The organism is Bradyrhizobium sp. BRP20 (genome assembly GCF_020194215.1).
Classification (GTDB): domain Bacteria; phylum Pseudomonadota; class Alphaproteobacteria; order Rhizobiales; family Xanthobacteraceae; genus Bradyrhizobium; species Bradyrhizobium yuanmingense.
Window position 1 is genome coordinate 168,144 of sequence record NZ_JADYVY010000015.1, and the last position, 12,600, is coordinate 180,743.

A 12,600-nucleotide genomic window follows, 5' to 3' on the forward strand; every position below is an offset into this window, starting at 1 on the left:
TCGCGGCGGCCTCTCTGGGGGCGCCGTCTCTCGTTGCGAGGCGATTGTTCCTGAATTTGACGGAGAAGAAAAGCGTGTTGCGCGCATCGCTGTGCGGCCGTCGGTCAGCTAACGCCGACAGAGCCGACCTCTGCGACAATTCGTCGTTTGGCCGCGTGCCGAGAGGCGGAATTTGAGCGGCCGAAGCGGTCAGGCCACCCGCCGGACCGTGTTCAGCTTCTCGATGGTGCGACCGACTTCCGAGGCGAGACACGGCTTGCCGAAATAATAGCCTTGGACCGCGGTGCAGCCGCATTCGCGGACGAAGTCGAGCTGTTCCTCGGTTTCCACGCCCTCGGCCGTGGTCTCGACGCCGAGCACGGAGCCGAGGCTCGCGATCGTTCTGACGATGGCAACGCTCTCCGGGCTTTCGCCGAGCGTGCCGACGAAGGAGCGGTCGATCTTGATGCGGTCGAATGGAAACTTGCGCAGATAGCTCAGGGAGGAATAGCCGACCCCGAAATCGTCGAGGCTGACGCGCACCCCGAGCGCGCGGAGCTGGTGCAGGATGTCGATGGTCGCCTTGCTGTCGTCGAGCAGCGCCGTCTCGGTGACCTCGAGCTCGAGCCGCTGCGGCGGCAGGCCGGCTTCCGCGAGCGCGCTCGTGACCATCGCCACCAGGCCGCGGGAGCGGAATTGCACCGGAGACAGGTTCACCGCGACGGTGACGCCGGGCCAGGACGCGGCGGTGGCGCAGGCCGTGCGCAGCACCCATTCGCCGATCGGAACGATCAGCCCGTTCTCCTCCGCAATCGGGATGAACTCGGCCGGAGAGACGAAGCCGCGCGAGGGATGCTTCCAGCGCAGCAATGCCTCGAAGCCGGTGAGCTCGGAGGAATCGAGCCGCATCTGCGGTTGAAACACCAGGTGGAATTCACGCTCTTCCAGCGCGCCGACCAGGTCCTGCTCCAGCGCGTGCCGGCTGCGCGCCTGTTCCTCCATCTCGGGCTCGAACAACTGATAGGCTCCGCGCCCCTTGGCCTTGGCCTGGTAGAGCGCGAGGTCGGCGCATTTCATCAGCTCATCGGCATCGAGTCCGTGGTCGGGCGCGATCGCGATGCCGACGGAGACGCCGACATGGACCGACTGGCTTTCCAGCGGCGGCGGATGACCGATGATCTCGACCAGGCGGCGGGCGAGCGCGTCGGCCGATTGCGGCTGCGGCCCGCGCTGGAGCACGGCGAACTCGTCGCCGCCAAGCCGCGCGACGGTGTCGTGCTCGCCAACATTCTCCTTGAGGCGCGCCGCGACCCAGCGCAGCAGGCGGTCGCCGGCGGCGTGGCCGAGGCGGTCGTTGACGGTCTTGAAATTGTCGAGGTCGAAGCACAGCACGGCCATGGCGCCGCCGGCGATCGCGACCTGGTTCAGCCCCTCGCCCATCTTCTCGCGGAACAGCGTGCGGTTGGGCAGGTCGGTGAGCGAATCGTGCCGCGCCATGTGCGCCACCCGGGCCTGGGCCTTGTGGCGCTCGGTGACGTCCTCATAGGTCACGACCCAGCCACCATGCTCCATCCGCTTGTGGTTGAGCTTGATGATGCGGCCGTCGTTCAAATGGCGGTGCAGCGTGTGCTCGCCCTCGCGCAGCCTCTCGACGTAGTCGGCATAGAGCTTGGCGCCGGTCATGTTCGGATGGATGCCGAGCTCGCAGGCGTGCTCCATGATGTCGCGCATCGAGACGCCTGGCTTCACGGTCTCCGGCGACAATCCATACATCTCGATATAGCGGCGGTTGCAGACGATCACGCGCAGGCTGGCGTCGAGCATGCACAGGCCCTGGCTCATGTTGTTCAGGGCAGCGTCGAACCGGCGGTACTGCTCGCTCAGCTCCTCGATCGCACGCTCGCGCTCGGTAATGTCCTCATAGGTGGCGACGAAGCCGCCTTCGGCCAGCGCGCAATAGCGCACCGAGATCACCGTGTCGTTCGACATGCGCCGGCGCATCGGCGAGGAATCACGGCTTGCGATCCGCGCGCGGGCGGCTTTGAGGATCTGCTGCGGGCTGTATTCCGGGGAGAACGCGCCGTTCGCCATGGATCGCTCGATCAGCTCGGCGAGGTGTGTGCCGGGGCGGGTCTCCTCCGGCGACAACAGGTAGATCTTGAGGTAGGTGGAGTTGCAGACCCGAAGCCGCATGTCGCTGTCGAAGAAGGCGAGCCCGTGCGCCATGTTCTCCAGCGCCGCATCGAGGATGAAATTCTGCTGCCGCAGCGTTTCCTCGTATTGCAGCCGCTCCGTGACGTCCTCGTGCACCGTCACCCAGCCGCCGTCGGGCAGGAAGCGGGAGACCGCCTGCACCATCCGTCCGTCGTAGCGCATCACCAGCAGCGTCTTCGGCTTCCTAGTGCGCACGTCCTCCAGCCGGTTCTGGTAGAATTCGTCGCCCGACATGCCCGGCAGGTTGCCGCGCGACATCCAGTGCTCGATCACCGTGGAATGCGCGACGCCCGGCTTCACGATCTCGGGGTCGAGGTTGTAGAGCTTCAGGAACCGTTCGTTGCAGACGACGACACGGCTGTCGACGTCGTACATGATCAGTCCGTGCGACATGTTGGCGAGCGCGTGCTGGCTGCGCTCGGTCTGCACGCGCAGTTCCGCTTCGAGCCGGGCGAGGCGGGTGACGTCATCGCAGATCGTCATCCAGCCGCCGCCGGGGAGCGGCTTCAGCTCGAGCGACATGACGAGGCCGCTCGCCAGCATTTGCTCGGTGCGGAACGGCTTGCCCGCGGCGATCTGCGCCATCCGCCTCGAATACAACGCGTCGAGCTGGTCTTGCGGAAAGTTGCCGCGGCTTGCGCTGTGCGCGAGCACCTCGCGATAGCTGGTGCCGACCCGCACGATTTCGGCCGACATGTCGAACAGCGTGAGATAGCGCTGGTTCGTCACCACGATCCGGTTGTCGGCATCGTAGACGCAGACGCCCTGTTCCATGTGGTCGAGCGCAAGCTGGCTCAGCGCGACCAGGGCGCCTGGGCCCTGCTCACGGCCTGTACCAAGCTCGCTGTCGCGGGTCGACATCATGGGGTCGGTGGGGCCTCGGCCAGCAATAGACTGAATGCAACCTAATTCAGCCGCCGAGGCTAGCGAACAGGCCGGAAAATTCCCTTAAGCGCCGTAGTTTACGGAGCATGACCGGCGATGGTGAGCGCACGCGTAAACGGCCCGCTGCCAAGGCGATAGGCCGTAGCTCCGGACGAGCGCGGCAATATTCCCGCTCCGCTCGTACAGATTTACAGAGCCGGGCGTTGCTCTACGGCCCGTACAGCACGAGCTCCGTGTCGGTGAGGTCGCCGAGCTGTGGCTGGTGCGGGCCCCTGAAGTATTTCCGGCCGCGCCGCTCGGTGTAAATGCCGACGAGGCCGGGAACCGGACCGTTGGCATCGACGGCCACCGCGATCTTGCCGAGCCGCAGCAGCAGCCGTCCGATGCGGCCGGCGCATTCGGCAAATTCTGCGGTGCTCCGGCAATAGATCAGCTTCATGGCGGGCGGTGCGATGAAACCGCGGCGGATGCGCACCGGTTGCAGGATGAAGGGGAAGGTTCCCTTCGGCGTGCGGCAGACCAGACTGAGGCAATTGTAACGCGCATGTCGCGTCAAAAGCTCGGTCTCCGCCTCGGAAAGCCCCTTGATCTCCTTGGCGTGCGGCGGAATGACCTCGATCTCGCTCCAGCGCGGGACGCGCGCTAGCGCAGGGACCGAGAAGAATATGCCGCGGCAATAGGCGCGAAAGCCCTGCGTCTCGATGATTGGCCAGGTCCACTGCGCCGGGCTGATGTTGAAATAAGTGACGTGCTTGTGCCGCTGGGCGATCTTGGTCAGCAGCGGCGCGTAGTTGCGGTAGGCCGGGTCGACATACCAGCTCGACAAATTGCACCGGATGGCGGTCTCTTCGCCCTCCTTGCGTGAGGTGTAGATCAAGAGCAGCACGCCGACCGGCCTGCCGTCGTCGTCGAGCATGTAGCCGAAGCGCGGATAGCCCTCCGGCGCGGCCCGGAAGGCCTGCCGGCGCAGACCCTGGATCCAGTAGTCGCGTGAACGGCCGACGAAGCCACGCGTCAGCAAGTCCGCGATCTTATCGACGTCGGACTCGGTGATCTCGCGGCATCGGACCTTGGTATGGATCACGCTCGTCTTGCCCGTGGAAATGGTCGGCCTCGTGAGGTCTATCGTTTCAGCATGATCTTCTCGGAAAACCGCTCCGCACTTTTCCGGATCATGCTCTAGCGCCAGCCTTCGCCATGGGCCTCGGCCGCGACAGGCGGCTGCAGGGCCAGGATGTCCCGCACCTTGGCGGGCCAGGCGGAAAGATCGGTGCCATGAGTGTGGAACATGGCGACGGCCAGACGGTCCATGCCGAAGGCAACGCAGCCGGTGTGGGCCGGCTCGCCGTTGGCGTCCTGGATTCCCCAGGTCGTGCCGAAATGCTCGCGGTGATAGTTGAAGCTCATGCACGCCGTCGGCTGCTCTTCCGAGCGCAGCGGGATGAGCAGCTCGAACTTGAGCTGCTGCTGCTTCTGGCTCACCGCCTTCATTTGGCCGACCCGGCCGAAGAACGGATCGCTGGCATAGTCGACGCGGAAGCTGAGGCCGAGGTCGGTCGCGATCTTCTGCGCGCGCAGCATCCAGCGCTCGCGGAAATCGGCGACATCGTCGGGGCTGCCGATGCAGACATATTCGCGCATGCGGAACGATTGCAGCCGGTCGAGATGCTTCGACGGCTCGCGGCGGAAGCAATCCGCGGCAACGTCGAAGCGCAGGCCGCCCTTCGGCAATTGGCCGCGGCTCGCCGCGATCGGATAGACCGGATAGCAGGCCGCCGGCGACAGCACGAGATCGGCCGGCGACAGCGAAGAGGTCCAGTCGCCGCCGGCATCGAAGCGGCTCACTGCGGCGTTGATCTCGCGTTCGGTGCCGTGCAGGCCGCAGACGCAGCCGAGCAGGTTCGGAAAGCTCTTGAGATAGCCGGACTTCTCCAGCTGGGAGCGGCTCATCACCGGCGGGAAGCGCATCACCTCGGTGCCGGCCTCGCGATAACCGGTGATCAGCGCGGCGAGCTTCTCGACGATGCCCTCATAGAGGGCGGTGCGGGCATAGACGCCATCGGCGCCCATGCGGTGGAACAGCTGGTCGGCGAGATGATCGAGCGGATCGATCATTTGCGGCGCGGTGGTGGGCGAGTCGGGGAGGACGGCAATATTCATGGTTCGATGTCCTGCTATCTCAAAATTGTTCTTGTTGAATCGGTCGCGGAGGTACGTCAGTCGCGAAGGCTCGCCGGCACCCCGCTCATCAATGTCGACGTCGCGGCATTGGCCAGGATCCGGTCGTTGTTGATCATGATCGGCGACGACAGCACGTCGCGGAGGTGGCGGCCCATGGTGAACTCGCCGTCGTTGCGATAGCCGGCAAGTCCCGCGGTGCGCATCGCATGCATCACGGTCTCGACTGCGAGCTCGGAGGCCTGCACCTTCAAGAGCGTGATCGAGGACTGGAAGTCGAGCGAGCTCAGAGCACGCTCGTCATGCTCGACGCGGGCGAAAGCGTCGATATTGGCTGATATCAGAGCGCGCAGCTTGGCCAGCGACATCTTGGCGGCGGTGAAGTGCGCCGCGGCCGGGGGCATCTGTCCGCCGGACGAGCGGGCCGCCTTGCGGATGAAGGCCTGCGCGCGCGTCACCGCCGCAGCGGCGATGCCGGCCCAGGCCGACGACCAGCACAGATGCGCGAATGGCGTCATGGTCTGGGCGTGGATCTTGTCATAGGATTCCGGGAAGATGCGGTCGGCGAGGCAGTCGACCTTCAGCTCGAACCCGGTCGAGCAGGTGCCGCGCATGCCGAGCGTTTCCCAGCCCAGCGTCCGCTTCAGCGAATAATCGTCCTTGGCGAGCGCCAGCAGCACCTGGTCGGAGGCGGCGGCTTCGGTGGCGCGGCGGGCGATGGTGACGAGGCCATCGGCTTCGGCGCCGTAGGAGATCACGGTGGCGTCGCGCACCAGCGAGACGGTATCGCCGGCATGGTCGACCGCAGCCGCGCTGGCGCGGATGTTGCCGCCGTTCTGGCCTTCGGTGGTGGAGGAGGCGAGCAGCCACTGGTCGCGGGCGACCCGGCGCATCATGGTCTCCATCCAGGGGATGCCATGGCCGTGCCTGATGACGCAGGCGACCTTGGTCTGGTGCATCGCGTAGATCATCGCCGTGGACGCGCAGGCGCGTCCGAGCGTGTAGCAGATGTCGGTGACGTCATGGATCGAGGCGCCGAAGCCGCCGAACTCGACCGGAATCATCACGCCGAGCAGCTTCTGCTCGCGTGCGACGTCGAAAGCCCGGTGCGGGAAGCGGGCGTCGCGATCGACCTCGTCGGCGTCGGCCGCGGCCGCTGCGGCGGTCCGGGCGGCGCGCTCGATCAGGGAGGGACCCTGCTCGAGAAAGCTCGCCTGCATTTCGTCGACAGTGAGGACTGCTTCACGCACGTTCATGCTCGTCCGCCTCCGGTTTGCCGTTCGAGATCGCCGGCATCATTCGCGATGCCGCTTGAGGCGATCCTCCAGCCATCTTTGCTTGTGAGACGAGGCTACGGATTTAATTCAAATTCGTCGATGAAATAGAGGGTAAACAAGACCCAATTCCGAACGAACAGTTAAGGCCCGGTTGTTCGCATCACCGGATTTTCCGGCATCGCGTTAGGACTCTGGAAGAAGGGCTGGATTTCCGACAATCTGAGTCATCGTTTACTAAGAATCGCGAAGTATTGGTGTCGCCCATTGCAGGACCGGCAGCCCGCACCCATCGTAGCCGGCAGTCCGGTCCGACCCCGATAGACAAATGGAAATTTGCCGATGCAGGCCTTCGATACCGTTTTGCGCAACCGCATCACCAAGCTGGTGAAGGGCATTCTCGAACAGAATTCGCTCGCCGCAGAGGTCACACCTTCGGCCAAGCTCGTCGATATCGGCCTGACCTCGATGGACATGGTCAATCTCATGCTCGGCGTCGAGGCCGAATTCGACTTCACCATTCCGCAGTCCGAGATCACGCCGGAGAATTTCCAGTCCGTCGAGACGCTGGAGCGGATGGTCGCGATGCAGCTCCAGCCGGCGACCGCGGCTTAACAGGGGCGCATCTCCCCCCGTTCCAAATCCGCCGCAAAACTGGCATAGCTTAACCATGTCACATTTGGCGGACAGGGTGGAGCAGGCATGACGCAGGCGGTATTGGGCATCATCGGCGGCTCGGGCATATATGACCTGCCCGGCTTAGAGGGTGCGCGCGAAGAGGTGATCGAGAGCCCCTGGGGCGAGCCGTCGGCTCCTTTAAGGCGTGGCTCCATCGCCGGCCTGCCGATCGTGTTCCTGCCCCGGCATGACAAGGGGCACCGGCTGTCCCCCTCCGACATCAATTATCGCGCCAACATCGACGTGCTGAAGCGCGCCGGCGTCACCGATTTGATCTCGCTCTCGGCCTGCGGTTCCTTCAGGGAGGAACTGCCCCCTGGGACCTTCGTTCTCGTCGATCAATTCGTCGATCGCACTCACAAGCGCGAGAGCTCGTTCTTCGGCCGCGGCTGCGTCGCGCATGTGTCGATGGCGCACCCGGTCTCGCCGCGGCTGCGCATCCATCTGGCGGCCGCCGCGGAAGCGGAAGGCATCTCGATCGCGCGCGGCGGCACTTATGTCTGCATGGAAGGGCCGCAATTCTCCACTTACGCGGAAAGCATGACCTACAAGACGCTGGGCTACTCGGTGATCGGCATGACCAATATGCCCGAAGCCAAGCTCGCCCGTGAGGCGGAGATCTGTTACGCCACTGTCGCCATGGTGACGGATTTCGACTGCTGGCATCCCGACCACGATGCGGTCACTGTGCAGGACATCATCCGCGTGCTGAATTCGAACGCCGACAAGGCGAAGGCGCTGGTGGCGCGGTTGGCCAAGGATTTTCCGCGTGAGCACGAGCCGTGCCCGATCGGTTCGGACCGTGCGCTCGACACCGCGCTGATCACGGCGCCCGAGGCGCGCGATCCCGAGCTCCTGAAGAAGCTCGATGCGGTGGCCGGGCGCATCCTGCGAGCGTGAGACGCAAGACAAACGAAAAGGCAGAATGCCATGAAGGTGGACGGCAAGCATTTCCGCAGCATCTGGCGCGAGCGCGACGGCTGGTCGGTCGGCGCGATCGATCAGCGCCGGCTGCCGCATGAGTTCGTCGTTGCGCGGCTGACCTCGTGTGAAGATGCGGCAGTTGCTATCAGGGACATGCTGGTGCGCGGCGCGCCGCTGATCGGCGCCACCGCCGCCTACGGCATGGCGCTCGCGATGCGCGAGGACGCTTCCGACGCCGGGCTGCAACGCGCCTACGACACGCTGGTCGTGGCGCGGCCGACCGCGATCAATCTGAAATGGGCGCTGGACGAGATGCGCGCGGCGCTCGCGCCGATCGATCCGGTGGAGCGGGCGGAAGCGGCCTATGCGCGCGCCGACGAGATCGCCGAGCAGGACGTCGAGATCAATCGCGGCATTGCCGACAACGGCCTGAAGCTGATCGAGGCGACCGCGGCGAAGAAGCCGGGCGAAGTCGTCAACGTGCTGACCCATTGCAACGCCGGCTGGCTCGCCACCGTCGACTGGGGCACGGCGACGGCGCCGATCTATCTCGCGCATGAGCGCGGCATCAAGGTCCATGTCTGGGTCGACGAGACGCGTCCGCGCAACCAGGGCGCCTCGCTCACGGCCTGGGAGCTTGGCCATCACGGCGTGCCGCACACGGTGATCCCGGACAATACCGGCGGACATCTGATGCAGCACGGCATGGTCGATCTCGCGATCGTCGGCACCGACCGCGTCGCCGCCAATGGCGACGTCTGCAACAAGATCGGCACTTACCTGAAGGCGCTTGCCGCGCATGACAACGGTGTGCCGTTCTACGTCGCGCTGCCGTCGCCGACGATCGATTTCGCCGTCCATGACGGCATCCGCGACATCCCGATCGAACAGCGCAGCGGCGTGGAGGTCACCGACATGACCGGCCGCACCGCGGACGGCCGGCTGGAGACGGTACGCATCGTGCCCGAAAACTCGCCGGTCGCGAATTACGCCTTCGACGTGACGCCGGCGCGGCTCGTCACCGGTCTCATCACCGAGCGCGGCGTGCTGAAGCCGGATCGTGCGGCGCTGGCCGCGGCGTTTCCGGAGCGGACCTCTGCTGCGGCGAAGTAGATTTGGTTGGGCGATATCTCGCCACAACCGTCATTGCGAGCGCAGCGAAGCAATCCAGACTCCCTCCGCGGAAAGACTCTGGATTGCTTCGCTGCGCTCGCAATGACGGCGTATGTCGAACTACCCCAGCTTCAGCCCCGTCGCCGTCTCCAGCTCCGCGATCGCCTGCGCCCCGCTCGTCACCTTGATCGTGGTCATGCCCATCTGACGCGCCGGCTTCAGGTTGACGCCGAGATCGTCGAGATAGACGCAATTGTTCGGGTCGACCTTCAGCGTCTCGACCATCATCTGGTAGATGCGTGGATCGGGTTTGCGCAGACCGATCTTGGCGGATTCGATGACGTGATCGAACAGCACCATGACTTCGGCGATGTAGAGAGAACGTCCCGTCATGCTGCCGATCGCGTTGGCCGGCAGATTGTTGGTGATGCAGCCGGTCTTGAATTGCGCCTTGATGCGCTTCAGGGCCTCGACCATCTCCGGGCGCAGATCGCCCTGCAGCAGCGGCAGCACGTCTCGGCCGCGCACCTCCGCACCGAGCGCGAGCGATTCGGCGGCGAACAATGCGTCGAACGTCTCGATGTCGACCTCGGCCCGCTCGAATTTGGCCCAGGCGTTTTCCAGATGATTGGCGGCGTTGGTGCGCCGGATGATATCGGCGGGCAGGCCGCGCTCGGTCTCGAACCGCGTGAACGCCTCGAAGGGCGAGCTCGTCAGCACGCCGCCGAAATCAAAGATCACCGCCTCGATCGCCAATGTCCTGCCCTCGTCAATTGCTTTCCAAGAGGGCTAGCATGCGCTATCGGCAAGAGCCAGTCCGAAGCAATCGCCCGCCTTCATCGATGCCGATGCGTGTTCCCATGAAGAAGCTCGCCACCCTCATCGCAGCTACGCTGCTGCTCGCTGCGCCCGCTCACGCCATCGTCGGCGGCGGCACGCCGCAGGCAGATGGCGTCGCCCGCGCCGTCGTCACCATCGTCGGCTCGCGCGGCAATTTCTGCACCGGCAGTCTGATCGCCCCGAGGCTGGTGTTGACGGTCGCCCATTGCGTGCAGCCGGGCGCGGATTACAAGGTGGTCGATCGCGGCGGCGACGGCCAGCCGCAATTGCTGAACGTGCGCACCGTCGCGATCCATCCGAACTTCAACATGCAGGCGATGCAGGCGCATCGCGCCACCGCCGACGTGGCGCTGCTGCAGTTGGAAATTCCACTGAAGGGAAAATCCACGGTGACGGTCGGCATGCCCACGATTCCAATTCAGGTCGGCAGTCGCTTCGTCGTCGCCGGCATCGGCGTCACGGTTCTCGGTGATGGCAAGAGCGGCGGCATCACGCGCGTGGCCGGCCTCGTTGCAACCGGGCAGCCCGGCACGCTGCAGATTCGTCTGGTCGATCCCGTAACCAACGGTGTTCGCGGCGGAATTGGCGCCTGCACCGGCGATTCCGGCGGCCCCGTGTTCGAGGACAGGTCGAACGGTCCCGTGCTCATCGGCCTCATCAGCTGGTCGACAGGACCGAACGGCGCCGCCGGTTGCGGCGGCTTGACCGGCGTGACGCCGCTGACGCTCTATCGCGACTGGATCGTGCAGACCGCGCGGAGCTGGGGTGCGGCACTGTGATTTGACCGCGACTTGATCTATGTCATTTTGAAGCGGAGGCGCGGCGGGTGATCATGCCCGTCGCGGAGGAAACGCGCCGTCCAATCAAGGGCGGCCACAAAGACAAGCAAGGCATAGAAGCAACAATGAATGTCGCTGTTCGCAGTCACGCCACGGCCAAACAGGCTTCTGAACATTTCGACGTGCTGATCGTCGGCGCCGGCATATCCGGCATCGGTAGCGCCTATCACATCCAGAAGCAGCTGCCGGGCACGAGCTACGTCATCCTGGAGACGCAGGAAACATTCGGCGGCACCTGGAGCACACATCGCTATCCCGGTATTCGCTCCGACAGCGATCTCCACACTTTCGGCTACAGCTTCAAGCCTTGGGTCGGCCCGCCGATTGCGACCGCCGAAGAGATCCTCTCCTATATGAAGGAGGTGATCGACGACAACGATATCGCGCGGCACATTCGCTACAAGCACAAGATCAATTCCGCGAGCTGGTCGAGCGAGCAGAATCTCTGGACCATCGACGCCGTGACGACCGACACCGGCGAGCCCAGGACCTTCACGGCGAACTTCCTCTGGATGTGCCAGGGCTATTACCGCCATTCGGAAGGCTACACGCCGGAATGGAAGGGCATGGACCGCTTCAAGGGCCGCATCGTCCATCCGCAGACCTGGCCCGACGACATCGACCTTGCGAACAAGAAGGTGGTCGTGATCGGGTCGGGCGCGACGGCGGCAACGCTGGTGCCGAACATCACCGACAAGTGCGCCCATGTCACCATGCTGCAGCGCTCGCCGACCTATTTCCGCCTCGGCCGCAATGCCATCGAGATCGCGGAAGAATTGCGCCGGCTGCAGGTCGACGAGGCCTGGATCCACGAGATCGTGCGGCGCAAGATCCTGTTCGAACAGGACGCCTTCACCAAGCTCTGCGTGTCCAAGCCAGAGCAGGTGAAGAAGGAGCTGATCGGCCAGATCAGCGCCATCCTTGGTCCCGACTACGACGTCGAGACCCACTTCACGCCGAAATACCGGCCCTGGCGGCAGCGCATCGCCTTCGTGCCGGATGCCGACCTGTTCAAGGGCATCGCCAGCGGCAAGGCCTCCGTCGTCACCGACGAGATCGAATGCTTCGTCGAGAATGGCATCCAGCTCAAGTCCGGCAAGCTGCTTGAGGCCGATGTCGTCGTCACAGCGACCGGCTTCAATCTTGCCGCGCTCGGCGATATCGCCTTCGAGATCGACGGCAAGCCGCTCGCCTTCGGCGACACAGTCACCTATCGCGGCATGATGTTCACGGGCGTGCCGAACATGGTCTGGGTGTTCGGCTATTTCCGCGCCAGCTGGACGCTGCGCGTCGATCTCGTCGCCGATTTCGTTTGCCGGCTGCTCGGGCACATGAAGGCGAAGGGTGCAAAGAAGGTCGAGGTCAAGCTGCGGCCTGAAGACCACAACATGCCGATCCTGCCCTGGATCGATCCGGAAAACTTCAATCCCGGCTACATGATGCGCAACATGAACCTGTTGCCCAAGCGCGGCGACAAGCCGGAATGGCAGCACAGCCAGGATTACTGGACCGAGAAGGACGAGATTCCGAAGACGGACCTGGACGACAAGGCTTTCGTCTACAGTTGACGATGCCGATGTAAGGCGAGGTTAGCGATCGCCACTGTCGTCCCGGGGCGCGAAGCGAGCCCGGGACCCATACTCCCAGGCGGTGGTTATAGAGCGAGCTGGTCACTC

General features: G+C 64.5%; 10 protein-coding genes. 5 read left to right on the forward strand and 5 right to left on the reverse strand.

Features of this window, described 5'->3' with window-relative positions; translation table 11 throughout:
- Positions 1 to 189: 189 nt before the first annotated feature.
- The 4 genes from I6F33_RS29065 to I6F33_RS29080 form a co-directional block, all read right to left on the reverse strand.
- Positions 190 to 3,057 carry a PAS-domain containing protein gene (locus I6F33_RS29065; protein WP_225144858.1) on the reverse strand — a complete coding sequence of 956 codons (2,868 nt, stop codon included), beginning with the start codon at positions 3,055 to 3,057 and terminating at the stop codon, positions 190 to 192.
- Between the two features lie 229 nt (positions 3,058 to 3,286).
- A complete protein-coding gene (locus I6F33_RS29070) occupies positions 3,287 to 4,162 on the reverse strand; it encodes an acyl-CoA acyltransferase (RefSeq protein WP_225144859.1) in 876 nt (291 codons plus the stop codon).
- Between the two features lie 95 nt (positions 4,163 to 4,257).
- Positions 4,258 to 5,238, reverse strand: coding sequence for an amino acid--[acyl-carrier-protein] ligase (locus tag I6F33_RS29075; RefSeq protein ID WP_225144860.1), 981 nt, complete (start codon positions 5,236 to 5,238; stop codon positions 4,258 to 4,260).
- A gap of 56 nt (positions 5,239 to 5,294) precedes the next feature.
- On the reverse strand, positions 5,295 to 6,512 hold the full coding sequence (locus tag I6F33_RS29080) for an acyl-CoA dehydrogenase family protein (protein WP_225144861.1): 1,218 nt from the start codon (positions 6,510 to 6,512) through the stop codon (positions 5,295 to 5,297).
- Between the two features lie 360 nt (positions 6,513 to 6,872).
- Between I6F33_RS29080 and I6F33_RS29085 the strand changes: the two genes are divergently transcribed.
- The 3 genes from I6F33_RS29085 to mtnA all read left to right on the forward strand — a co-directional run bounded on the left by I6F33_RS29085 (position 6,873) and on the right by mtnA (position 9,245).
- On the forward strand, positions 6,873 to 7,145 hold the full coding sequence (locus I6F33_RS29085) for a phosphopantetheine-binding protein (RefSeq protein ID WP_225113321.1): 273 nt from the start codon (positions 6,873 to 6,875) through the stop codon (positions 7,143 to 7,145).
- Between the two features lie 87 nt (positions 7,146 to 7,232).
- A complete protein-coding gene (locus I6F33_RS29090) occupies positions 7,233 to 8,108 on the forward strand; it encodes an S-methyl-5'-thioadenosine phosphorylase (protein ID WP_036023920.1) in 876 nt (291 codons plus the stop codon).
- Positions 8,109 to 8,138: 30 nt separating this feature from the next.
- Positions 8,139 to 9,245 carry an S-methyl-5-thioribose-1-phosphate isomerase gene (gene mtnA, locus I6F33_RS29095; protein ID WP_225144862.1) on the forward strand — a complete coding sequence of 369 codons (1,107 nt, stop codon included), beginning with the start codon at positions 8,139 to 8,141 and terminating at the stop codon, positions 9,243 to 9,245.
- 120 nt (positions 9,246 to 9,365) lie between these two features.
- On the opposite strand, the gene I6F33_RS29100 is transcribed toward mtnA, so the two are convergent.
- Positions 9,366 to 10,001 (reverse strand): HAD-IA family hydrolase, encoded by a 636-nt coding sequence (locus tag I6F33_RS29100; protein WP_036002146.1) that lies wholly within the window; start codon positions 9,999 to 10,001, stop codon positions 9,366 to 9,368.
- Positions 10,002 to 10,105: 104 nt separating this feature from the next.
- Here I6F33_RS29100 and I6F33_RS29105 point away from each other — a divergent pair, with 104 nt between their 5' ends.
- Together I6F33_RS29105 and I6F33_RS29110 are read left to right on the forward strand one after the other, a co-directional pair.
- Positions 10,106 to 10,864, forward strand: a complete 759-nt coding sequence (locus I6F33_RS29105) for a trypsin-like serine protease (protein WP_225144863.1) — start codon at positions 10,106 to 10,108, stop codon at positions 10,862 to 10,864.
- 125 nt (positions 10,865 to 10,989) lie between these two features.
- Positions 10,990 to 12,492, forward strand: a complete 1,503-nt coding sequence (locus I6F33_RS29110) for an NAD(P)/FAD-dependent oxidoreductase (RefSeq protein WP_225144864.1) — start codon at positions 10,990 to 10,992, stop codon at positions 12,490 to 12,492.
- Positions 12,493 to 12,600: the final 108 nt, after the last annotated feature.

Coding starts and splice junctions, on each gene's coding strand:
- I6F33_RS29065 (WP_225144858.1), bottom strand. CDS start 3,057: ATGATGTCGACCCGCGACAGCGAGCTTGGTACAGGCCGTGAGCAGGGC.
- I6F33_RS29075 (WP_225144860.1), bottom strand. CDS start 5,238: ATGAATATTGCCGTCCTCCCCGACTCGCCCACCACCGCGCCGCAAATG.
- I6F33_RS29080 (WP_225144861.1), bottom strand. CDS start 6,512: ATGAACGTGCGTGAAGCAGTCCTCACTGTCGACGAAATGCAGGCGAGC.
- I6F33_RS29085 (WP_225113321.1), top strand. CDS start 6,873: ATGCAGGCCTTCGATACCGTTTTGCGCAACCGCATCACCAAGCTGGTG.
- I6F33_RS29090 (WP_036023920.1), top strand. CDS start 7,233: ATGACGCAGGCGGTATTGGGCATCATCGGCGGCTCGGGCATATATGAC.
- mtnA (WP_225144862.1), top strand. CDS start 8,139: ATGAAGGTGGACGGCAAGCATTTCCGCAGCATCTGGCGCGAGCGCGAC.
- I6F33_RS29105 (WP_225144863.1), top strand. CDS start 10,106: ATGAAGAAGCTCGCCACCCTCATCGCAGCTACGCTGCTGCTCGCTGCG.
- I6F33_RS29110 (WP_225144864.1), top strand. CDS start 10,990: ATGAATGTCGCTGTTCGCAGTCACGCCACGGCCAAACAGGCTTCTGAA.